The organism is Paenibacillus sp. cl130 (assembly GCF_900116035.1).
GTDB lineage: Bacteria > Bacillota > Bacilli > Paenibacillales > Paenibacillaceae > Paenibacillus > Paenibacillus polymyxa_B.
In genome coordinates this window covers 129,479-153,260 of the sequence record NZ_FOYG01000007.1, presented here as the reverse complement: position 1 = coordinate 153,260, position 23,782 = coordinate 129,479, and the positions used below count along the sequence as shown (strand labels likewise).

Annotated in this window: 18 protein-coding genes; 10 read left to right on the top strand and 8 right to left on the bottom strand. The window is 39.0% G+C overall.

Annotated features, from left to right (window positions below; genetic code table 11):
• Positions 1 to 302: 302 nt before the first annotated feature.
• The 7 genes from BM358_RS19235 to BM358_RS19200 form a co-directional block, all read right to left on the bottom strand.
• Positions 303 to 662, bottom strand: coding sequence for a putative zinc-binding protein (locus BM358_RS19235; protein ID WP_028542223.1), 360 nt, complete (start codon positions 660 to 662; stop codon positions 303 to 305).
• Between the two features lie 281 nt (positions 663 to 943).
• Positions 944 to 1,468 (bottom strand): hypothetical protein, encoded by a 525-nt coding sequence (locus tag BM358_RS19230; RefSeq protein WP_028542224.1) that lies wholly within the window; start codon positions 1,466 to 1,468, stop codon positions 944 to 946.
• A gap of 114 nt (positions 1,469 to 1,582) precedes the next feature.
• Positions 1,583 to 1,918 (bottom strand): hypothetical protein, encoded by a 336-nt coding sequence (locus BM358_RS19225; protein ID WP_028542225.1) that lies wholly within the window; start codon positions 1,916 to 1,918, stop codon positions 1,583 to 1,585.
• A gap of 185 nt (positions 1,919 to 2,103) precedes the next feature.
• Entirely contained in the window at positions 2,104 to 2,895 is a 792-nt protein-coding gene (locus BM358_RS19220) for a hypothetical protein (RefSeq protein ID WP_049828470.1), read from the bottom strand.
• A 564-nt stretch (positions 2,896 to 3,459) separates the two neighbouring features.
• Positions 3,460 to 3,873, bottom strand: a complete 414-nt coding sequence (locus tag BM358_RS19210) for a hypothetical protein (RefSeq protein ID WP_028542227.1) — start codon at positions 3,871 to 3,873, stop codon at positions 3,460 to 3,462.
• A gap of 18 nt (positions 3,874 to 3,891) precedes the next feature.
• Complete coding sequence (locus BM358_RS19205) at positions 3,892 to 6,876, bottom strand: contractile injection system protein, VgrG/Pvc8 family (RefSeq protein WP_256253376.1); 2,985 nt, start codon at positions 6,874 to 6,876, stop codon at positions 3,892 to 3,894.
• 374 nt (positions 6,877 to 7,250) lie between these two features.
• Positions 7,251 to 8,408 carry an alpha/beta hydrolase gene (locus BM358_RS19200; RefSeq protein WP_028542228.1) on the bottom strand — a complete coding sequence of 386 codons (1,158 nt, stop codon included), beginning with the start codon at positions 8,406 to 8,408 and terminating at the stop codon, positions 7,251 to 7,253.
• Between the two features lie 148 nt (positions 8,409 to 8,556).
• Here BM358_RS19200 and BM358_RS19195 point away from each other — a divergent pair, with 148 nt between their 5' ends.
• From BM358_RS19195 to BM358_RS19170, 6 genes are all read left to right on the top strand, one after another.
• Positions 8,557 to 9,135 (top strand): TetR/AcrR family transcriptional regulator, encoded by a 579-nt coding sequence (locus tag BM358_RS19195; protein WP_028542229.1) that lies wholly within the window; start codon positions 8,557 to 8,559, stop codon positions 9,133 to 9,135.
• Between the two features lie 338 nt (positions 9,136 to 9,473).
• On the top strand, positions 9,474 to 10,769 hold the full coding sequence (locus BM358_RS19190; protein ID WP_028542230.1) for a hypothetical protein: 1,296 nt from the start codon (positions 9,474 to 9,476) through the stop codon (positions 10,767 to 10,769).
• 3 nt (positions 10,770 to 10,772) lie between these two features.
• A complete protein-coding gene (locus BM358_RS19185) occupies positions 10,773 to 12,230 on the top strand; it encodes a hypothetical protein (RefSeq protein WP_028542231.1) in 1,458 nt (485 codons plus the stop codon).
• 349 nt (positions 12,231 to 12,579) lie between these two features.
• Positions 12,580 to 13,854 (top strand): MBL fold metallo-hydrolase, encoded by a 1,275-nt coding sequence (locus tag BM358_RS19180; RefSeq protein WP_177235830.1) that lies wholly within the window; start codon positions 12,580 to 12,582, stop codon positions 13,852 to 13,854.
• Between the two features lies 1 nt (position 13,855).
• The gene (locus BM358_RS19175; protein WP_371263102.1) at positions 13,856 to 15,403 is read left to right on the top strand and encodes a Hachiman antiphage defense system protein HamA; all 1,548 of its coding nucleotides are present in this window, start codon (positions 13,856 to 13,858) and stop codon (positions 15,401 to 15,403) included.
• Between the two features lie 3 nt (positions 15,404 to 15,406).
• Positions 15,407 to 17,950, top strand: coding sequence for a DEAD/DEAH box helicase (locus BM358_RS19170; RefSeq protein ID WP_028542233.1), 2,544 nt, complete (start codon positions 15,407 to 15,409; stop codon positions 17,948 to 17,950).
• 435 nt (positions 17,951 to 18,385) lie between these two features.
• Here the strand turns inward: BM358_RS19170 and BM358_RS19165 are convergent, their stop codons facing one another.
• Positions 18,386 to 18,613 (bottom strand): helix-turn-helix domain-containing protein, encoded by a 228-nt coding sequence (locus BM358_RS19165; protein WP_028542234.1) that lies wholly within the window; start codon positions 18,611 to 18,613, stop codon positions 18,386 to 18,388.
• Positions 18,614 to 18,721: 108 nt separating this feature from the next.
• Between BM358_RS19165 and BM358_RS19160 the strand changes: the two genes are divergently transcribed.
• The 4 genes from BM358_RS19160 to thrC all read left to right on the top strand — a co-directional run bounded on the left by BM358_RS19160 (position 18,722) and on the right by thrC (position 23,748).
• Entirely contained in the window at positions 18,722 to 18,988 is a 267-nt protein-coding gene (locus tag BM358_RS19160; protein ID WP_028542235.1) for a hypothetical protein, read from the top strand.
• A gap of 411 nt (positions 18,989 to 19,399) precedes the next feature.
• Positions 19,400 to 20,794, top strand: a complete 1,395-nt coding sequence (locus BM358_RS19150; protein WP_028542237.1) for a TldD/PmbA family protein — start codon at positions 19,400 to 19,402, stop codon at positions 20,792 to 20,794.
• A gap of 3 nt (positions 20,795 to 20,797) precedes the next feature.
• Positions 20,798 to 22,141 (top strand): TldD/PmbA family protein, encoded by a 1,344-nt coding sequence (locus BM358_RS19145; RefSeq protein ID WP_028542238.1) that lies wholly within the window; start codon positions 20,798 to 20,800, stop codon positions 22,139 to 22,141.
• Positions 22,142 to 22,356: 215 nt separating this feature from the next.
• A complete protein-coding gene (gene thrC, locus BM358_RS19140) occupies positions 22,357 to 23,748 on the top strand; it encodes a threonine synthase (RefSeq protein ID WP_028542239.1) in 1,392 nt (463 codons plus the stop codon).
• Positions 23,749 to 23,782 lie beyond the last annotated feature (34 nt).

The following is a 23,782-nucleotide window of genomic DNA, read 5'->3' as shown; positions in this document are numbered from 1 at the left end:
TCTGAAAATAATTAAAAAAAGAGAATAAATGTATAGTACTTGTAAGAAAAGTGTTCGAAAACGCTTTGCCAGATGTTGCAAATGAGCTACTTAAAAATTTAAAAAATGACTCTGGATTAAACTGGGAGTAAAAAAATACTGGTGCCCCTTAAAGATGCGATAAGAGCCACCAGTAAAAACTAATTTACTTATATTGTTAATAAGAGCCAACTATACTTTTACTGTATATTGTACCAACACCTCAAAGGAATAAAAAAATGGGTGAGCCATCTTTCGATACACACCTTAATTTTGACTAAGAATTATTGTCCAATTTGTTCTAAGATTTGTGTGTAAGCATTCCTATAATGATCGGGGTTAGGATCTTCTCCTATTATCTTGGGTACGTCGAAGTCAGACAGTAGGAAATGGTATTTGGGTTGAACCTCATGTCTTGCTAAGCAATTCTTGCAACAGGACAAGGGACAGCCGTCAATTGCAATGATGTCACGTCCCGATTTTGCTGTTCTGACAAGTGGTTTGACATCACCACCAACACCAGCTATGCAGGACATTTCAGCGACTTTTTCTCGATCCATTTGTATAGCGATCATGTTAGCGGTTTGTGCTGCGGAGGAACATCCAGAACATGAATAGACAAGAGGTAAATCAGTTCTTTTCATCTTTGTACACTTCCTTGTTTTTTCTTTGTGATCCATCACAGTATCTTTGGTTTTAGATGAAATAAAATTTAAAATTGTTTGTATTTTAACTTAAATTTACAGTCTAAACCGTGATCGTGATCACGACAATATTTTTGTAAAATCTGTTATAGGGCTAACTGTGTGTATACAATTCAGCTAGATCTTTAGAAAAAAAAGCTTATCCCTACTCATAGATTTAAGTTGGAATAAGCTTCTGGAATTTTACTGTTTAGGTACACTTAAACTAATCAATTTCTATGTTAAAGAATTTTAGATAATTTTGTGCCATCAAACTTGTCACCCCATCCTTTATTTTCTTCTATAGAAAATTTTAGAAATGGTTCGATACTTGGCAATGGAAAATTGTAATCTATCATGAGCTTTACAATTTTCTCCAAAGATTTCAAACTGCTTTCGCCGTATCCTTCGATTACAGTGTACGCATGACTGATACCAAGGTCATAAATACCTCGCAGTAAGGCGTCGACTGATCCATCAATATTTTGATATAAGCTATACAAATATATGAATTCATCTTTACTCAACTTCTCAAACTCTTCCTCTTCGTATGTTTTGAATTCTGTTAAATTCTCAGGAATTAATTCAACGACTATATCATTCCAATCATCCAAGTATTGTATATTAGTGAATTCCCATAAATAATTCAAAACGATCTTCCAATCATTAACATCATATTTCAAGGCTATAATAGCGTTCTCAAAACAGCTAACACCATATGCAACTCTACCCCTCATTGAAGTATGTTTAAATTTTTCCATGTTCATAATCGTTAGTCTCCTTTATACCATCCGGTGAGTGCGTCAGCAACATTTCCTTTAAAAGTAAATGTGCAGTTTTCGCAAGATATTTTTGCTGCTCCAAATTCGTGTGGAGTTGTTTTAATAGTATATATATAAATCATTCACATTAGCCTTTTGATTTAGCGCTTGATTCACTGTATCTACTTCTGCGCAATTTCCCACTGCATATTCATTAAGAGAATCTTTTGGCAATAATCCTGCTTTGTCTTTGCTTCCAAATGATACTGCAATCTTTTCATCTCCACTAAGTTGTATACCTTTATTCATTCCATAATAATATTTTCCTGTTCTTGCGTCATAAGCTACACCGTTTAAACTTGCAACCATCTGAAATTCAGAAAATACACTGCTGATAATAATAGTATCTGCCTGCCAATTTGAAGGATAAGAGCAGCGATATATAATTAAGAACAATCATGAACTGATCGTCTATAAGGAAATATTTGAGGTAGTGCCAAAGGAAAAGGATCAACGTGCAAAGCTGAAAGGAAATGTATGGGGGAGGGAAGGCAAGTTATTGTTTTTGGAGAAGATAGAACTTTCCCTATTTCCCTACAGAACTAAACAACTCCTCTAGAGATTTCTTGGGCGTTATGTTTTTATTTTGGTAGAGTGTAAATAACATCAAATGGGTTCTTATCTTCAAAAAACTCGGTGTAGAGCTTTGCAATTTCGTTTGAATTCAAGTCCTTATTATATCGTAATAAGCCCCCTAATTTCACCAATACGTCAGCTTCCTTTGAGGTTACTATTTTCCTTTGTACTATATTTTCTGTATTTTTTGGAGTTACCCACGCCCAATCATTCATGGCCGCTTCAATAAATGGATATCCAAAAGATAACGAACTGATATGAACATATTCTGAACATAGAGGATGAACAATTAATAAAAAGGCTGCAATTATTCCTGAACGATATCTTATCCTTTGTGCTTTTTGAACCTCTTGAGCAAATGATTCTAGGTAATGAGGGATTTTTCCCCAATTAGAACGTCCCATTGAAACTAGTATTTTAACGGCAAATTTATTATTTAATTTATTGGCCAATTGTAAGAATATCTGATTGTTTGTAGAGCCGGAAGCGGTAAATGCACCTAGACATCTTGCCGCCTCATGAACGTTAGTCGCACCTTCTGATATAAGTTTCACATATTCGTCCAGTATCGTATCGTCGTTAACGAATTCTGGAGATTCTACAATTGTTTCGATTAAAAGTGCCTTTGTACTCTGTTCTTTAACCAGAGGAATCATACTAACAAGTTGAGCAAAGTAGTCACCTACTAATTCTTCTAAATTGCAATCATTTTTTAATAACTTCAGAGCAGCTACTATAACACTATCATCTTTATCTAAAGTAGCGTTTGTTATTAGGTGTATAATTTTTCCATACACATTTTTCTTCCTCTCACGTTTTTGAAGAGTGGAATGACTAAAGATAAATCATTTTATATAATATATCACTGTTAAATGAATTTATGGAATAGACTGTTTGTGTTGGGTTAACTGATAGCCTGTAGCTTCTTCCCATTCAGTTAATAGACGTTGGATATACACGTTTTAGTTGGTTTTTAATTGCTCAATTTGAGTGAATAGATTTTTGTCCTCTATTGAATATGAAGCCCATTACTCACTTGCAATTTCTAATTGATAAAATCGTTGGTGTAACGCTTCCTGAAACCAATCTGGCCAAATGGACATAGCATATTTCCCTCCTGTTATTTGAGTGTGTGTATGTTAACTCTGATGGGGAGGGATGGCAAGTTATTATTTGTGTAGGAAGTAACTTGCTATGTTATGTAGTTACTGATTTTGACATGCAAAAAGCTTACTCCTACTCATTAGATCAAGTTGGAATAAGCCTTGAAAGTTTATCAAGCGTATTGTCAAGTTGTTTTGTGTTTGGTTTGTTGTATTGTACTAACTGATGAAACCCATTAAATTAATTCCGCTAGAACTTTAGTCTTGATCATCTAATTTGGCGACATTTACAATCTCTCTCATGAAAGATGTTACAGCATGACAATTTTCCAGATCATCCTCATCCAACATCGACCAATAATAAATAGTATTCTTATGAATACTAATATCTTGAAGAAGATGATATCTGATAAAACTAGCCCAATTCTCCTCAACCTTTCCTTCTACTATGGCATCATTGAATGATGAAATAATAATAATCATTAAAGCAAATTTTTCTTCTTTGTTTAATTCGATATTTTCATAGGCGTATAAAAATTCGGTTATTCTTGAAGAATCCGACACTTCATACTCCCAATCTTGTGAAAACTCATCAGGAGCAGGTAATTTGATTTTCTTTACAAGACCTTCAATTGCACTTTTAGTAACATACTCTGGGTATATATTCTCCATGGTTATTTCTCCTTTTTATTATTTTCCTATTCCTGAAGGATGAGCGCTGCTATATGGAAAAGCAGATCTAATTCCACCATCCTCTTTTACTATAACTCTAGCCATATCAGGTTTTATTTCAGTACCATCTGGCAAGTATCCTCTTGATTTAATAGTGGATGGTAGTGGAACTTCATGAACACCGGGCCCCTTTTTTGCTACCTCTGCAAGAAAGTCCGCTGCACTATTCTCGTCAATCCATTGGCTGATTTGGTGCCCCTTTCCTCTTGCTCTATCAATAAGCTGATTGGGTTTTTTCTTTGCACCATGCTCAGAAAAAGTATGCCCATACGTTGGTGTACTTTTAGGATTTCCCCATTTGAAATTATTGGCAACTTGTTTCGTCTCTTTAGTTTCAGGAAGCTTCTCGTTTAGTTTGCTTGGTTTCTGCGAGGTGGGTGTTCCTTCGCTCTTGCCTGACTTTGCGCCAGCAGGTTTAGAGGGTGGTGAACTATTTGGGCCCTCGCTTTTAGACATTCGATACAGATCCTTAGCACTTTGCACACTATTGGATGCTCCGGTATACGTTACCCCTGCCCCATGTGCTCCCAAAAGGGCAGATTGTACTATAACACCCACGCCTACAGGTGCTGCTACTCCTGTGCTCGTTACCAAACCACCAAAGAATCCTTCTACCACTGCACCCGTCATTTCTACGGCTCCAGCTACAGTTGTCAAGGAATGTCCGATCACTTCACCTGTTTTACGCGCCATCGGATGATTTGAGGAGTATTCCTTATTCATTATTCCAAACGAGTAATCTTCTACAACTGCGGCTGCTGCTCCTAATACAACTTCTCCACTCACATCTACAGTATACTCCAACTCGTTCGCCATCTGCTTCGCCATAATGGCTTCGTTTTCCGCATTTTGGAGCTGGCCTGCCGCCATAAGATCCCACCACGACTGAGATTCCTCTTCTTGCTTTGGCTTTGCTTGTTGAGCCATGTAGCGGTCATAATTGGCTCTCCAGCGTTGTCTCAGATCTACAGGAATCTGCTGATACGTATGAACCATGGCATTCGATTCTTTCAGCAGGTTCTGAATCAGTTCCAGTGGGCCACCAGAATGCGCTATATGACGTGCACTCGTAAACACTTTCCCCAGAATCCACTTGCTATAGTAGGCTTGTCTCGCTTGATCATGTTCATACTGGTTAATCAATCCTTGGAGTGCTAGACCAGCCAAGTGTTTCAACGGATGAATACCGTTCCCCTTACCGCCTCCAATCGTAGGAGTTCCTTTGCTCCGAACGGGGATCATAGCGGTTGCTTTCAGAATCACACCCGCCGCAGGCCCACCTAAAGCTCCCGCAACAACGCCAGCCACTTTTCCCATCACTGGAATGGAGCCTAATAGCTTGGACACCGTACCCAACAAAGAGTTGGCTTGTTGAAGTGCAGCCGGACTTGTTACTTTGGCGGTAGGAGTGCTGCTTGATGAAGTCTTAGCTGCTGATGGAGCTTGCGCCGCCTCGTATGCTTTGATGCTCATGAGTGGCGGCTCAGGCACAGGGGGGAGGTCGGCTACGAAAACAGGGGCTTTCACCGTACCTTCCTGATAAATCACCGGAGCTTTGGTATCCGTCTCACCATCCAGTACCATGCTGCTGGACCCGCCTTTTAGATACAGCGCCGTTCCAGCTTCGAGTGAAAGTTCCTCGCCTGCATCGAGCTTCACGTGACCACCCTGAATCTGCACATTCCCCGGACTGTCGATGGTAATGCCGCTACTTTCATGCAGTGTAATGGAAAATTCACCGGAGGTGGATAGAGTCAGCTCATGCTCAGACATTTCTACGCCGCTACCTTGTACATGTTGCCATACCTTCACATTCGGCTGTCCATTGGTGTGGCGTTGTTGTCGCAGTGAATCCGTGACATAGGCATCTTGTTCGCGGTGTGTAGGCAGATACAATTCCACCTGTTCCCCGATCTCAGGCATATCGTACCAGCCGCTATGTTCTTCAGCGACATAACGGGTGGCTACTGGAAACCAGCAGGCTTTGGCAGGATCTTGCTTCGGGTCGATGTCCAGTTGGAGCTGTACAAAATCCTGCTGTACCTTCAGTACCGTTCCTGTCAGCGAAATCCCGGTGACCTGATCGTTTTCATAACGGGCATAGCGGATATCCTGTTCGGCTTGAAGATCGTAACGGGTGCGTAGTAAGCCATCCGTTAGTGTGGTCACGGCCCGAACCACGACCAGTTCTTTGCCTTGTCCGATGGGTAACGTGATGAGGTCGCCCAGCGCATAGTATTGCAGATTTTCGATCATATAGGTGACATACGAGCCAGCACGCTCTCCTGGCTTTTCCGCATCCAACTCATGAAACGTTTTTCGTACTCGATAAAATACATCTCGCTCCACCTTATGCTGCTTGCCTTCGGGCATCCCGAAGAAAACCTTAGGCGAGGCTGCGGTTACCTCTGGCACAAGTACGGAGTCAAAGCGAGAAGCGAGACGTTTTAAAAACGCCCAATCGGTCTCCTCATATTGTAAAACAAATGTCTCCAGTTTGGCATGGTTGCTTACCGTATCAATGGCATCTCCGTATTGATATTTTCGAACCAGCGCAGTGACCAGATCATCATAAGTGCGATGAATATCTTGATAGGAGCGCCTTTTACGCTTAATATCCATCTGGTAAGAATGGGAAGCGGCCTCCAGTTCAAACGTATACACGTCTCGCACGCAATGTACGGACATGCGTGTGACAATCCCATGGAACAATCTTCTCAGCGATTGTCCCTGATCATCCAACTGACGGATCACAATGGGCTCTTGCTCCATATCCTGTCCGATGCATACAGCTCCTTGTTCTTCGGAGAGCATGCCACTGATATGTAAAAAGGCATGATCATTAATGGCACGTGTTATTTGAAGTTGTTCGATGTGTAGTGGCTGAAAGGGACCATAAAAGCGTAGGCTTTCATATCCGATCCCATCTGATAATACGCTCAAGTGAGTTCATAACTCCTTTCTAGATGCGATGGGTATTTCCAAGTAAAGCAGGTCATCTTGCATTTGCTTCTGAATTATCGAAGCCGCAGATGAGTACAACAGTGAGTCAAAATAGATATGTATTACAAGGTTTGTACGCTATAAAGGGACGAGAGGTGATATTTAATAAACAACCCAGCATATGTATTTATCGGTTAAAAGAGAGACTTAGTTTACAGAATGACCCATTCATTGGGTGATTTTCAATATGTATTTTTGGAGATAGGGAAAATGGGAGAGGGGACATAGCAAAAAACCCCTTGAATAGTCATACATATGTGATGTATGTCAAAGAGAGCTCTTGTATAAAATTTATAATTTGCAGCTTCTAAGACTTAGTCTGTTTGTTCCATCCAATTTAGAATAACATGCAAAGCCAGTCCAATATTACCAATCTGACAGTGAGTATCAGATGTTTCATGTGGAGTAAACATTCTTGCTGAAAGTGATCGAACATTTGTTAGCGTCAAAATTTGATCTGTAAGCTGATTGATTGGCACGTAATGATCGTTTTGTCCTGCAAGCAGCAAGACATCCTGAGTTACTGAATGAGAGAAGTGATTCGCGTTGTAGGCCTTTGTGCCATTAAGGAAGTCATAAGGGGTTTTGCTTCCTGTAACATGCATGTCTTGAGCAAGAGCCCATTCCAGCATTAAACTCTGCTTCATCAATTGAGCTAAGGTATCATTTACGGTTTGTGAATCTCCTTCATCAATCATGATATTAAGCTTATCCCGGAAGGAAGGAGGGATTTGATGCGTTACCGCTTCATAAAAATCCGTTAATATATTATAGGCAACTGCTTTTTTTGCTCTTGGTTCATAAGCAGCTGCTCTCAAAACAAGATTGCCGCCTAAAGTGAGGCCTATAAGTGTTACATTTTCAACCTTAAAATAGTCCAGCAAACTTTTAACTGTTTTTTCCCATTCATGTGTCATTGGAATATTGTAGGTTTCCAAGACACTTCCTTGTCCTGGACCTTCAAACATAATAACATCATATCCAGCATCTCTGAATACCATAGACATTCGAAAAAGCTCTTCGATATAACTGTCGAAACCTCCAAATAAAACCAAAGTCTTCTTCGGATTTTCTGCCGAAAGACGATAAGCGGAAAGATAGCCTCTTTCATAGGGAATTAAATAGTGCTGTTCATCTGTAATACCATAAGCTTCTTTGGAGAGCTGAATAAACTGATCACGTAAAGTTTGCTTGAGTGAATTTGATTGTGGAATAAAAAACTCAGCGCCTCTGAAATAAAAGGCTGCACGTAATTTTGCATCTTTTTTCAAAGACTCGTCTCCAAGTTCTATAAAGCGTTTAATTAATGTTTCATAGTTGTGAGCAATTTTGCCTACTTCGCGCATTTCATCAAGTAAGACGTTATCATTGGTCCAGTTATAGAATACATTCATATGGAAGTTAACGCTTGCATCAGGATGCAGCTCGTAGAGTCCTACCGGAAAATCATCAGGTTGCCATTTCTTTGTCATATTAAAACTCCTTTCAAATAAGTATGAACACAGCATAATATTCTTGTGTAATAGTCTTCAATCATTGATATATAGGGGTCTGTTGCTTATACGACACGAATCTCATATATGATGATTATTATGTATATAGTAGACAGGAGGTATTAAAATGATTCGAAATAAGGACTTACGTATTATAAAAACACAAAAAGTAATTCGGGATGCATTTATTGATTTGCTGGATAAAAACGGATTTGAGGCGATTACCGTTCAGGAGATTGCGAATGCAGCTATGATTAATCGTTCTACCTTTTATTTACACTATGTGGACAAGTATGATTTACTGCAAAAAACAGCGGAACAAGCGTTAGCTAATATCATAGAATTGGTAGCCCCTGAAACACATATTGTTGATGGAGAACTAGAATATAGCAGCTTCAAAGAAAATATTCGTGCAATTCTTAAAGTCGTGGAAGATGATGCGGTGCTATACAAGGTACTGCTTAACGATCCGCAGATGATAGACATTAATCAAAAGTTTCAGCAAGCTCTCATTGGAAAAATGGATAGCAGCTTCCCGAATAATATCTTAATATCTCGGGATTTATTCTTGGAATGGATGACATCTTTGTATATGTCAGTGATACGATGGTGGTTGAACCAAAACATGAAATATTCATCCAACTTCATCGCTGAAGAATTCATAAAATTATTAGTGATTGGCCCTGTAAAAACGGTTGGTTTTTAGGAGTATAAAGAAATCTTTCAGTATAAACTCGATGAACTATATACGTCTGCCCGTTTTTCTCGGCCATTTTTTCTTCAACTAAAACCTTTTACAGCATTCTATCTTTAACATTTTAGTATCTGTTTATAGGCATTATCTATAGTTTTTGATGGTGTTACCAGCAAGTTTTAATCCAGCTCTAAAGGGTCACCTAAATGCGTTATATTAATTTGGACAAAGTGAAAATAATTAACCTACGATTTTTTCCTTTCCTAAGCTGTTGTTATGTGCCAAAAAAAGGAGTACATTCAAATTGAACAAGAAATATTTGTTTTACCAAAATTACAGGAGGCATGAAGATGGATAAGCTTACAAAGGGTACCTGGATTGTAAACACGGTTAAACATCTGGCTGAACTTAAACAGTATACAACCGAGCTTGCTTTTTATGAGGCAACAGAACAAGCAGGAAAAGCTGGAGCCTTTCTTGGTAGGTTGGTGGCAGATAAACAAGAAATTATACCTATACAGAATGCAAAAGTTTTTGCTCGCCAATCTAGTATTTCACCTGCAGAATTGAATACATATTTGAGCTACTTACGGCAAGCTGAGAAAGTCGATTATTCAGTTGATGCAATGAACAGACCGAAAGAAATTGAAATCTATTGTTTCTCTGGTAAGGAAGCTCTGGAAAGCGTATCAACCATTTATGAGACGCTTGAACCCCAACAAGAAGAGAATGCGAGTTTAATCGGTCTAAATCACACCTTTCATTTACCAAGAACTACAGATGAACTCAAGCAGTATTTGACAACCAGTAGTATATCTGAAGAATGTGCTGAAACAACTATCAAGTTACAGCAATCTTTTGGACTAGTTAGAGAGAGTGGTCAGAGTGGTGAAAAAGTACTGTTTAACGAATACTCGTTTAATGGAGATCCACAAAGGGTAGTAAAAGCATTGTCGTCACTGGACAACAATGAACGAGATATGGTAATTGAAATTCAAAATTTGATTTCTGAGACACAGGGTTTTCTAATTGAACATATTCCATCGCATATTCCTACGTATATTGTGGAGATGATGGAAGGAGTGGGGCTTGTTGATGGTATTACTGTACAATCTGCAATAGGATCGGCCACTTTCCTAACAACACCTCAAATTAAAGGTCAAGGTATAGGAAGTTTTTCACTTTCTGAGGATGTTTTCCATAAGGCGAAAATACTATTAAGTTGTTTGCGTTTTGGACAAACAAAGTCGACATGGGGGAGAGGGAAAATTTCTACTCTTGACAAGATGATGAATATTCTGAATAAGTTACTCCGTGGACAGTGGGTTGGTCCTGCAACAGCTATAGGTCAGGATTATGCATTGCTGGAAATTGATGGTGTGATACAAACAAGACCAGCAAAGCCATATGGTTTTGAAATGAAGTTACGCCAACTTGAGGTGGGGGAACTTGTTCGACAAATGATTACTTACAATAAAGTTGCTCTTGAAGCGGAGGCAAATATTGGAGATCTGTTAAAAGATCAGCCAAGTGGCTGTATTATTCCTGAAACAAGGAAAAGCGAGATTTTTGCAAAATCTACAGCTCCAGTAGAAGCCTTGCGAAATAAGTTGCTAACTACTATTCGTACTTCGTCGGGGGTGTAAAGTGTGGTTTATAATAATAAATCTGATCAGAAGGGCTTTGGGTTTGAATATGATGTTTCTAGTATGTTTCAAAGCCAGGGTTACTTAACTAGAAGAGGAGTCCCCTTATCCTATGGCAATGATGCGACTGATATAGATGTTTTGGGAATTGTATTTACTAACCCCTTTCAAGGTCATAAGATAATATGCGATTGCAAAAACAAAACTAAAGCTAAGCCTTTTGAGAGGGTATTTTGGGCAAAAGGTCTTGGTGAATTTGTTAATGCTTCTAATGTATTCGTAGCTCTCAACAAAACACAATGGGAAATTATTCGTTTTGCAGCTTCAGGTGGAGTGAAAGTTCTTACTAGTGATAGTATGAGTGAATACCGAAAGAATCAATCTTCTTACGGTTTAGCTGACGGGCAATTTTATACTCACTATGAACAGAAAATAAAGAATGCTGCAAAGTCAAGTTCTCTTTTGAATAATATCATTTTGAATACTAAAAAGTTATATCTTCATAAGAATCCTTACGTTGCTATTAACATATGTATGGAGTTTCTTACTAACATTGCAAAAGGCTTTCAACATGGAGGGAATCATAGCAAAGATCATTATGATGCTCTAAAGTATCTCGCATGTGAACTAACAGTTTTAGTTGGATTACAGATATTGTGGATAAGTTCAGATATACTAGGTCTACCAGAAAAGGCTAGAAGAGAACATATTTCATCAAAGCTTACTTATGGAGAGCTAGACCCAGGTACTGCTAGAAATCTAATAAACACTGCCAAAGAACTTGCAAATGAAATAATAAAAACTTCAGTTCCGAAGGCAATGATGCCAAAAGATGTTGACTTTGGAGAGATTGTACCCCCCCCTTACACTTCTAGTCTAATTGGTCTCATTGAAAGAGCATTGGCTCGTCCAAATGCATACTTGTCAATGCCTCAGCATCTCGATTTCTTACTTTTTGAGCAAGGTATAAAGGGTAGGGATTACACAGATGATGAAATTAGGAATTTGTTCGGATATACGTTATCAGATGAAAAATTTAAAGTATCGCGTAATATACTTTCTTTTGTGAGAGAATCTTGTGGATTAGATTGGAAGTCAATGTGGAGTAAGATGGAAAATAGCTCAGCATCCCCAAAATCTGGAAGTAAGGAGCGAGAAGAGAGTAAAGCATACAGAAAATGGAAAAAGTCCTCTGATCAAGCCCAATCAGAAGGCCTAAAACCTGAGAATAAAAAACAAGAAGAGAGTAAACCTAACGAAAGATTAAAAGATGCACTTAAAGAGCTAGGATTAGAAGGTTCAAAGTTTGAGAAGCAAGATAAAGAACCTAAAATGGTAGGGAGTGTTCCTAATGAGACCAATTTAAAGGGCGAAAAATCTGATCATGACGAACAAATAAAACAGAATTATAGCGTTAAAGAAGGTAAGGAAGTTAAGTTTGAAAATGGAAATGGTCAATAATGAAAAATTAACACATTTTTTAACTTGATTTGGATTAAAAGAGGAATATTTAATTATTCCTGTTGTACTTATTTTGTTCGAAAGAATTGGCAGCCCCTGTTGAGTAAGACTCACAGGGGATTTTTTTGTTTATTTTTTGATTTTACTATTATCCAGATTTTTTAATGATTAATAGAAAGTTTCTTACGTGAAATATAGAATGAAGCTTACATAGTGCTTAATTTTATCTATTGAAACATAATGTAATACAATTTTCGACATTTTTTTCGGTCAAACTGAGTTATTATTTATATAGGACTTAATTACTGAGTCAAATGTCATGAATATTTTAAAAAGGAAGAGAAGATATATGTTAGAGGTAAAAATGTTTCCTGCATCGTATGGTGATAGTTTTCTTATTTCTTGTAGAGGGAAAGCAATTAATCATATTTTAGTGGATATGGGCTTTGCTACTACCTATGAAAAGTTTATTAGTGAGGAACTTCAGAAAATAAAAGCAGAGGGTATATCTTTGTTAATTTTTACTCATGTAGATGAAGATCATATTCTAGGCGGAGTTAGATTCTTTAAGAAAAACGGTCATTCTGATAATCCAAATTCAATTGACATAAGAGAAATTTGGTATAACAGTTTTCGACACTTACAGTTTGATAAGATTCAAACTAAAGGGGAGCTCTCTATTAACAGTGGAATGAATAGCATTCTTTCTATGGGATATCCACGGGAAATAGGAGTAAGAGAAGTAGCAGATATAGGATATAAGCAAGGCTCAACTTTGGGATCACTAATACTACAAAATGGTTATGAGAACAAGTGGAATACTAGCTTTAATCATAAAGCTGTAGTAGTTGATGAAAACGAGATCAAGGTAAACTATACGAATGAAGAATTATCAATAACTTTATTATCTCCTAATATTGAAAATCTTCAATTGCTTTCTAATAAATGGGCTGAGAAATTATCATCACTCGGTTATCAAGATAAAGTTGATAGTGATCAGACACTGGACGATGCTTTCGAATTTTATATGTCGAATATCCAAATGGAACAAAAACAGAGAAAGGTCCAAGATATAAATTCTACTAGATACACATTGGAAGAAATAGCACAACAGTCTTTTGAACCAGATAGAGCAGAAGTGAACGGAAGTTCTATTGCATTTATATTGGAGTTCAACTCTAAGAAACTGCTTTTCTTAGGAGATTGTCATTCGGAAATTATTGAAAATAATTTAAAAAAATTATTGAATCAGAGAAAAGAAGAGAAAATGTGGTTTGATATGGTTAAAGTTTCTCATCACGGAAGTAAACACAATACTAGTGTTAGTATGTTAGAACTGATACATTCCAATAAATATATTTTTTCAACAAACGGTAAAGGCAAGAACTTTAGTCATCCTGATATTGAAGCGATCTATAGAATAATATCGACTGACAACACTCCTGATAAGGAGCTAATTTTCAACTATAAACCTTTCAGGATTTTAAATAAATTTAATGATCCAAATTTGATGGAAAAGTATAGCTACAGTATTCATTACACCAATGATTTGGCAAACACATTGGATGATGTTCCTACAATAATTTCATTTCAAAAAAACGAAAAAGTTAAGGAGGAAGTTTAGCATAGATACTATTAAATATTTATATAAAACTACAGCGAAAATTATCTGCCGTAACCAAGGTACTGCATTTTTAATTGATGAAAAACGTGCTATTACAGCAAGACATTGTATAAAAGAGCATATTGACAATAATGAGCTAATAGAACTTGAATTTTATCCTGGAAGTACGAAATCTTTTAAAAGGTATGCGAATTTAATAGCTGATTCAATCGAAGATGATATGGCTCTGCTTGAAATTACTGATAAAGTAACGCATATTGAAGAATGGCTAGCAATTGACGTAAATAGTTATGATAGCAGGGAGATTGAATGGGAGAGTATGGGGTATCCCAAAGATTGGAATACTGATGCCGAGGGAGATGCTTATTGTTATCTCAGAGGGCAACTCTACTTTGATAGCAGTTTTGATGACAGTAAAGAGTATGATAAGCAATTAACAAGTAATTATATAAAAGAAGACTGGCCGTACGGTCTTTCAGGCCTATCAGGTGCCCCATTATTGGTTGATAAGAAAATAGTTGGTATCTTAATTAAAGAGGAGTACAGCCTTTTAAAGAATCAACTGAAGTCAGTTAGCTTCTTCAAGTGTGCAAACTTCTTGCTACAAAATGGAATTTTGATTAATTCTTCGCTAGCAAATTCCAATAATTTATTGAAACAAAGATTGGATATACAAAAGAGAGTATGTAACGACATATTCAACAAAATAAACCATTCGATGATAAATCAGGAATTGAATATGGATGTTGATTTCTACTATGTAAAATATCATGAATCAGGAAATAAAAGAATTAGTGAACTAGCTGAACATTTAACACTTGTTTTACAACAGTATGCTAATAGTCTAACCATTATTAGTTCATCATCAAATGACCTACGCAAACAATTAGAGATTTTTAAGAATAATAATAAAATAGTTAGTGAAATTAGCAAAAGTGGAAAACTTGGTTCTATGCTCTTGTGGATGTTGATAGAAGGAATTTTAGAAATGCCTAAAATGTATACAAGAATTAGAAGCGACATCCCGTCTACAGAACTGAATTATATTTCAGATGATGTGCATGCAGGTTTGAAGAATGGGCAGTTGGCGCTATTTATTGGTGGAGGCATTCTACATGATAATTTTGAAGTAGCTATTACTACAATTCTTAAAGAATTAGAGGAAATAGTGAATATGGAGAATGATATTCTCTTTTATGATGATTATTCATATGAGACTTTAAATCATGGTCCGTTGAAGACTCTAATTGACAAATTCTTTGATTCAAGGGATTGGAGCAAAGTTAATGTAGAAATGACTGTATTTACAGGTTATAATTCTGAACTTTTGAATATGTTTGAAAAAGATGGAATAAACGGTCCAACCTTAGAGAAACATTTAAATCAATATTTTATTAGTGAATTGAAGAAGAACTACGAATCTATTTGCCATCAATTATTAAAAACAAGCAGTATTAAAAATGTAAAGATTAATTGGTTTATACTTCCTTTTAATAAAATTATTGATTTCGAGAATCAATTTATGCATAAAATTGGAATGGAGGTGTGATTTATGAGCTTCGAGTCCCTAATATATAGAATGGAATACTCAGGAAATATAGATTTTTTAATAAAAAAAATAAAGAAAATGGAAATTCAACTAGAATTCTTTAATCAAACTGATGAAGAGTTATCGGGTGAAGAAACTAGGATACTTTTGGAGTCTGCAAATATATTAGCTGCATCAGTTAAAATTAAAAATAAACAAAAAGCATTAAACATTGCTACCACTCTTCCTTTGATCAAACCGTCGAATTCGATTGTAATGGCTTCTTCATTAATATTGAGGAAACTTGGAAATTACCCTGGAATAAAATTGTTAGAAGATCGAAATAAACTAAGTAATTATAAAAGACAATTAAATGGGATGGCGCTTTTCGAAGCACATGTGTTTGAGAATGCTAACACTAGAAATTTATCAGGGAAAGATTATCTTTTAACTAATTTTCAGAAAAGAGTAGTTGACATGATCGAGGAAGAGGTAGATGGGATTAGTATTTCTGCTCCTACATCTGCTGGAAAGTCATTTGTATATCTCAAAGTGTTATTAGATAAGATAGTTAAACAGAAGGGTACTACTGCTATTTATATTGTGCCAACAAGAGCACTAATTAAGCAAGTTATGAACGATTTCCTTTCAAGTATATCAGAAATGGGACTAAAGAATATCTTTGTAGGATGTTCTTCGGAAATTGAAGTCCTAATCGAGCATCCAGAACGATCGAATATACTAGTTTTAACTCAAGAAAGGTTATATCAACTTTGTAACAGAAAAGATGTAAACAGAGTTAAAACAAATATTATTGTAGTGGACGAGGCTCATAACATTCAATATGGTGGGAGAGGAGTATTACTTGAAAACGCAGTTAAATTTTCTCGTTTACTCTGGCCAGAGACAAAGATACTGTTTTCAAGCCCGCTTGTTAAAAATCCACAAAAATTATTGGACACATTTGAGTTCGAGAATGGGGTAAATGAAAGAGATAATTTGCCACTGGTACGTCAGAACATTATAACAGTAAAGTTGTTAGAAGATACGTTGTTGGTTACCGCATTATTTAACAAAGAAGAAATAGCTATAGGGAAGAAAAGTTATACTTATTCGGGAAGTAAAACAATTTCTAAAATTCTTTCCAGTGCAACGTTAGACCTTTGGAATAATCAAACTTCAATTGTCTACTCAAATGAGCCAATGCTTTCCACTGATGTAATCAGAGAGTTATATAACAATGGAAATTTTCCTCTTCTAGATGATGTGCGTTTAAATGATTTTGCTGACTTTATTGAAGAATATATTACAGAAAGCTATGAACTTGCAAATTTTATAAGAAGGGGACTAGCATTCCATTTTGGTTCTTTGCCTGCAATAATAAGATCCGGTATTGAAGATCTATTTAAATTAGGACTCTTAAAAATAGTGAGTTGTACGTCAACCTTATTAGAAGGTGTAAACATGCCAGCTAAGAATATTTTTGTTTACAAACCTAAAAAAGGTAGAAAAAACCCTATTGATAACCTTAGTTTCTGGAATTTAGTGGGGAGAGCTGGACGAATCGGAAATGACTTTTCTGGTAACGTTATATGTATAGAATTAGAAAGTTGGGTCACAAATCCAGTTATAGGAGAAAGATATCAGGATATAATTCCCTCTTCTGAAATCAGGTTAGTTAAGGAACCAGAAAAATTTAAAGAGTTTATCAAGAGCGAAAATCCAAAAAGGCAAGAAAGTGATGATTATAACGAGCAGTTATTCTCGCTAGTTATTAAAGAGCATCTGCTTGGCGAAAGATTGGAAAATTCTTTGTATAGTACAGATCAAAATTTAGATATTTTAAAAGAGATTGACACTATAACTGGTTCAACAATTAACGCATTTAAGCCTCCTACAGAGTTATTGAATAAGAATCCAGGGGTTATGCCCCAGAAAATAAATGCATTGTGGGATTTTTTGGTTGATAATGAGAGTGAGATTGATTATCTCTGCCCAGTTTTCCCATTAAACGAAAGTGGCTATGAACGTTTTGACTTGATAGTTAATGCTATCAATGTTTTCTTTAATGATAGTTCATGGACTGAAAAACAGGTTAAAAGAATCACTACAGTAGGAGATAAATGGATGAAAGGCGTTTCTTTGACAAGTCTTATTTTTTACGATAGACAGATTCTAAACAGAGAACAAAGAGAAATTACTAAGCATGTTAAAGACCAGATTGAATTTATAAATAAAACAATCAGATATCAAATAGTTAAATATACTCAAACATATATCGAAGTATTAAAAACCTTCCTTATTAGCATTAATAGAAGAGAGGATTCTGAAAAAATAATAAATATATCGGCATATTTAGAGTATGGAGCTTGCGCTACTTCTGCATTAGAGTTTATGGCAATTGGTTTACATCGTGAAGCTGCAATCAAGTTGTCTCGTATTATGGGATTTCACGATAATATTACTACAGATACTTGTATAGAGTGGTTAAAGAATCTAGATGTAGAATCAATTGATGTAGCAAATTATTTGAAAAAAGAGATTTATGGATTACAGATGACTTTGTAACCGCAACAATATCCGTTGTTTTTTGGTCACACTTTTGCTTTCTTGAGCGTTAAACTCGAACGTATAACAAAGAAAGTTAAAGAAAGCCTTGTCGGACAAGGCTTTCCAACGTATTTCCCTAACGCACAAAGTCTTATCGCTCCACTGACAATGAAGAGGTCAAAAATGTGCTCTCCTATGTTGTGTATGCCATTTTTCACTAAATTTGTTCCATTGAAATTATTTAATATTCAAGTTTCAGGGCCTAGGAGATATGCTGGGCCTTTTCATCATACTTCCCCTTGCTTTCGAAACATGAACTTTCCCCTCTTTAAGGACGGTTTTTCCAAAGTGAGTTTTTATTAGGAATGTATATTCGATATGATATAGGAATATTTATTATGTTTGTTAAAGTATTAGAGGAGGAATTTTCACTTTAAACACGACAAAAATTAACTAATTTTGTTCTACCTCACTAACCAGATCAATAATTTCCCGAATATCTTCAATATTCATGGCTTCGGCTATTCTTTCGATATGATTAAAATTGATACTTTCACGTTTACCGGATTGAAGTTCGCTTAGAGCAGCATGACGTACATCAGATAAACGTGAGAGTTCTCTCAAGGAGATATTATGTTTTCTCGTAATTTCGTTTATTTTCACAACTACTTTCTTTGCCATTAGAGTTCCCACCTTATTTTACAAATTTTTCTTGACGATACGCATAAACGTAACATATAATTTTTGTAAAACTGGTACTCATATGCGTACCAAAAGGTGGGGAATATTTTGACTTCTCAGAGTGACATGGTAGCGGAGTATGAAAAGTTAGTAGAACTTGAAAAGCAATACACAGAGAGGATTCAAACTTGTATTAAATTACTTGGAGATGCGTTTAACATTATCGCTGCCAAAGCAGGAGCGCTTAGCATGGATTCAGTTAAGGAAGCGGCCTATTATTTACACTCAACGGAGATTGAACTAAACCATGTTTTGTACTATATCCGTTTAGAGAAAAGTATTTTAACTAATCAGTTAGAGATTGGAACAAAATGAAGCAAACCCAAGCATAGTAGCGGAGGGGACGGAATAGTTCTGAAGAAGCGGAGCGTTCGCCTTTGAACGCGGATTTTTACCGTTAAAATATAATCAAAAAAACCTGGGGGCAACAGCGATCGGAAGAATGATCCGTCTACGTAGCGTCCTTAGTTGCACTTACTTGCTCAATCCAACCAGTAATAAATTTGCTCAATAACCCGACATGACCCTTCACGGTCTGATCGGGTTTTCTCATTTCAATCCCCGCGCATAAATCTTCACCTCCTCCAAACCACTTGCCACCCAGATAGTTACACCCACTCCCAACATCATGTATAGTAAAGTTATGGGAAATAAACATGAACCCGCATATTATCTTGAACGAATAACCGTACAATAAGAAACATGGCAAAAACGAGGAGGAACGTGATGATACATCCAACACAGATTCAGGATATGCTGCAAGCCGCGCTGGAGACGGGCGGAGATTTTGCAGAGGTGTTCGTCGAGGACCGCACCAATGGACAACTGGGCATGACCGGGGGAATCGTGGATACGGCGCTGTCAGGCCGGGATTTTGGGATTGGTATTCGGATTATGAAGGAGCATTTCTCGGTGTACGCCTACACCAGCGATATGAGCGAACAGAGCCTGATCCGACTGGCCAAATCGGCCGCTAAGGCCATTCGCGGAGGTGGAGCGCCAGGTACACACACCATTACACTCCATCCTCATGCTATCCCTAACCAACATCCAATTGCGATCATTCCTGACGCTTCACAGAAACGTGCCAAGATTGACATGATGAGACGGGCGCATGAGGCAGCAAGCCAATATGATCCTTCCATCACGCAGACTTCCATTGGGATTAGTAACTCAATCCAAAACGTGCTGATCGCCAATAGTAACGGGCTGCTGGTGGAGGATACCCGTACGTATACACGCATGAGAATAAGCGCGATTGCGACCGATGGGGAGCATAGACAATCCGGATTCCGTGGGCCGGGAGCGTATGCAGGGACTGAATTCCTGGAGAATCTGAATATCGAAGAAAATGCGAGACACGCCGCTCGTATTGCGACCACAATGGTCAAAGCGGGATATGCGCCTAGCGGCAGACTGCCGGTCGTGATTGAGAACGGCTTCGGTGGCGTTCTTTTTCACGAGGCATGTGGACACGGGCTGGAATCTACGGCGGTGGCCCATGGAACCTCCGTGTTTGCGAATAAGATCGGGCAGCAGGTGGCTTCACCGCTTGTCACGGCTATAGATGATGGAACGATTCAGAACGCGTGGGGCTCGCTCAATATCGATGATGAAGGAGCGCCGACACAGCGCAACGTACTGATTGAGAACGGCATTTTAAAAGGATATCTGATCGACCGCATGGGCTCGCGCCAGATGGGTGTACCTGCGACAGGGTCAGGACGAAGACAGTCCTATAAATTTGCGCCTGCGTCCCGTATGAACAATACGTTTATTGCGAATGGTGATTCGACCCGTGAAGAGATCATTGCGAATACGGAGTACGGGATCTATGCCAAATCGCTGGGCGGCGGTTCGGTGAATACCTCGACGAGCGAGTTCAATTTTGCAGTCGAAGAGGCGTATATGATTCGCAACGGCAAAATTGCGGAGCCGGTTAAAGGGGCAACGCTAATCGGCAAAGGGATTGAAACCCTGCAAAATATTGATATGGTCGGCAACAATCTGGATCATGGTCAGGGGATGTGCGGCTCGGTCAGCGGAAGTCTTCCGGTCAATTGCGGACAGCCGACGATTCGTGTGTCCGAAATGACCGTCGGCGGACGGAAGGGGGAATAGGCGATGAATATTCAGCAATTTCAGGAAGCGTTGTTCACAAAAGGTCGGGAAATCGGCTACGCGGATATGGAAATCTACTATGTAAATGGACGCTCTACCTCAGTGAAGGTACTGAAGGGAGAAATTGATCAATATACCATCGTCGAAAACGGTGGGCTTTCCTTCCGGGGTGTCATTAACGGGAAAATGGGTTATGCCTCTACGGAGAAGCTGGAACCGGACGTGATCGACTTTTTATTGGAAGAGGCACGCAGCAACGCGGACATATTGGAGAGCGAGGAGCAGGATGAGCTGTTCGCAGGCTCTGAGAGCTACCCTGAGCAGCCTGCCTATGCCGCAGCGTTAGCTGACACGGCTCCTGAGATTCTGATCGAAGCGGCGCTGGAAATGGAGCGCACAGCGCTTGCCGCAGATCCACGGATTGTGATGGCTCGGCATTGCTCGGTCAGCATTCGTGAAAATGAGGTTCTGATTGTGAATACTAAAGGGCTACACTGCCATCGTCGCAAAAGTCTGGCGACCGCTTATGTGTATGTGATTGCAGCAGACCATGACGAGACCGTTACCGGGGGCTGGCATGATTATTCGCTGCGAAGTGTGGAAGAAATCGATATTGCGGATGTGGCGCATAAAGCCGTAAAAGAGGCTGTTTCCAAGCTGGGTGCGCACACGATCCAATCGGATAACTATCCGGTCATTTTCCGTCATGATGCAGCCGCGCAATTGCTAGCTGCGTATACGTCGGTATTTTCAGCGGAGTCGGTGGATAAAGGCTTTTCGCGATTGGCTGGGAAACTGGGGCAAAAGGTGGCAAGTGAGCATATTACGCTGATTGATGATCCGCTGATGGAGAACGTTCCCGCAGGCAGTACGTTTGATGCCGAAGGCAGCGCAACGCATCGTAATGAGATCATCAAGGACGGAGAACTACGGACGTATTTCCATAACCGAAAGACGGCCCGCAAGGCTGGGGTGGAAAGTACCTCTCATGCTTCCAAGGGCAGCTATAACGGCAAAATCGGTGTGTCGTATCATAACCTGTATGTGGAACCGGGCACGTATACGTTGGAGGACATGATTCGCGAGACGGATCGCGGGCTGATGATCGTAGAGCTGCAAGGGCTGCATGCGGGTACGAATACGGCGTCCGGTAATTTTTCGCTGGCTTGTCTGGGATACTGGATTGAGCAGGGGCAAGTGGTCAGAGCAGTCAATCAGATCACCGTATCGGGCAACTTCTTTGATGTGTTGCAGCAGGTAGAGGAAGTTGGCAACGATTTGCGTTTTACGGGAAGCTGCACATCCCCTTCGCTTAAGCTGGCTGCACTCTCGATTTCAGGTTCCTAATGACTGGAGTAGCCTTCTTTTTTTAAACTCACGGCCTGTTTCTGACGTTCCGATTGCCTAGTGATTACAGATGCCTGATGCATCAGGGTATGGTAAAGTAGGAGAAAGTCTTTGAAATATGAAAAAAAGGCTTGGTTACAGCACCGCGACAGGGTATTATAGACAATAATATATTCGAAAAAAGGTTCGAATTGAATTTTTATTGGGGGATGGATATGAGATATATAAGCACTAGAGGTCGAGTAGAAGCCAAGGGATTTATTGATACCGTGCTCATGGGGTTAGCTGACGATGGAGGTCTGATGGTACCGGAGCAGATTCCGACTGTGTCGGCAGCTACGCTGGAGCAATGGGCAACATTGAGCTACAGAGAGCTGCTGCTAGAAGTTTTTGCGCTGTATATCAATGATGAGATTCCTCGTGAAGATTTGCAGCAACTGGTAGAGCGCAGTTATGCGAGCTTCCGTGATCCAGAAGTCACGCCAGTCAAGAAGATCAACGATTCCCTGTCTATTTTGGAGCTGTTCCACGGACCTACGTTCGCGTTCAAGGATGTGGCCCTGCAATTTATGGGTGAATTTTATTCCTACGTGTCCAAAAAGCAGAATGAGATCATTCATATTTTAGGTGCAACCTCGGGCGATACTGGGGCGGCAGCGATTCAGGGCGTGCGTGGCAAGGAAGGCATTAAAATCTGTATTTTGCACCCACACCAAAAGGTGAGCAAGGTACAAGAGCTGCAAATGACGACGGTAGACGATGAAAATGTACTGAATCTATCCGTAAAAGGGAACTTTGACGATTGTCAAAAGGTCATTAAGGACCTGTTTGCCGATCTGGATTTCAAAGCTAAACATCATTTGCGGGCGATTAACTCGATTAACTTTGTGCGCATTTTGGCGCAAACCGTATATTACTTCTATGCTTATTTCCGGGCGCAGGAGTCAGCGGGTACGAAAAAAATCAATATCAGTGTGCCATCTGGCAACTTCGGCAATATCTTTTCCGGCTTTCTTGCGAAGAAAATGGGCTTGCCGATCCATAAGCTGATCATTGCAACCAATGAAAATAATATTTTGGAGCGCTTCGTGAAGACAGGCGAATACAAGCCAGGCGACTTTAAAAGCACATACAGTCCTTCGATGGATATTCAGGTGGCGAGCAATTTCGAAAGATACCTGTATTACTTCCTCGGTGAGGATACAGCCAAGGTATCTGAATACATGGATAACCTCAAAACTGAGGGACGGATTGTGATCAGTGCAGAGGATTTGAAGCGGGTACAGCAGGATTTTGAAGCGCTCGGTGCTTCGAATGAGCAGTGTCTGGAGCTGATCAAGAAATACAAGGCCGAATACGATTATTTGCTGGACCCGCATACGGCTTGCGGTATTGCCGCGTATGAGGCGTATAATGGCGCGGACGAAGTATGTGTAACCTTTGCGACAGCGCATCCGGCCAAATTTGATGAAGCCATTCGTCTGGTGGACATCAAGCAGGAGTTCCCAGCGCAAATTGAACAATTGTTCTCCAAATCGCAGCATCAGCAGGTGGTAGAGCATGACGAGGCAGAAATTGTGCGTCAGCTTGAAGCCTTTTATGTGTAAAAGAATGGGAAAAGAGGCTACGCCCTGCGCGCAG

What these genes read in the sequence shown, in the direction of transcription:
- BM358_RS19235 (WP_028542223.1), bottom strand. Translation starts at nt 662, where the DNA reads ATGAAAAGAACTGATTTACCTCTTGTCTATTCATGTTCTGGATGTTCC.
- BM358_RS19230 (WP_028542224.1), bottom strand. Translation starts at nt 1,468, where the DNA reads ATGAACATGGAAAAATTTAAACATACTTCAATGAGGGGTAGAGTTGCA.
- BM358_RS19210 (WP_028542227.1), bottom strand. Translation starts at nt 3,873, where the DNA reads ATGGAGAATATATACCCAGAGTATGTTACTAAAAGTGCAATTGAAGGT.
- BM358_RS19200 (WP_028542228.1), bottom strand. Translation starts at nt 8,408, where the DNA reads ATGACAAAGAAATGGCAACCTGATGATTTTCCGGTAGGACTCTACGAG.
- BM358_RS19195 (WP_028542229.1), top strand. Translation starts at nt 8,557, where the DNA reads ATGATTCGAAATAAGGACTTACGTATTATAAAAACACAAAAAGTAATT.
- BM358_RS19190 (WP_028542230.1), top strand. Translation starts at nt 9,474, where the DNA reads ATGGATAAGCTTACAAAGGGTACCTGGATTGTAAACACGGTTAAACAT.
- BM358_RS19180 (WP_177235830.1), top strand. Translation starts at nt 12,580, where the DNA reads ATGTTAGAGGTAAAAATGTTTCCTGCATCGTATGGTGATAGTTTTCTT.
- BM358_RS19170 (WP_028542233.1), top strand. Translation starts at nt 15,407, where the DNA reads ATGAGCTTCGAGTCCCTAATATATAGAATGGAATACTCAGGAAATATA.
- BM358_RS19165 (WP_028542234.1), bottom strand. Translation starts at nt 18,613, where the DNA reads ATGGCAAAGAAAGTAGTTGTGAAAATAAACGAAATTACGAGAAAACAT.
- BM358_RS19150 (WP_028542237.1), top strand. Translation starts at nt 19,400, where the DNA reads ATGATACATCCAACACAGATTCAGGATATGCTGCAAGCCGCGCTGGAG.
- BM358_RS19145 (WP_028542238.1), top strand. Translation starts at nt 20,798, where the DNA reads ATGAATATTCAGCAATTTCAGGAAGCGTTGTTCACAAAAGGTCGGGAA.
- thrC (WP_028542239.1), top strand. Translation starts at nt 22,357, where the DNA reads ATGAGATATATAAGCACTAGAGGTCGAGTAGAAGCCAAGGGATTTATT.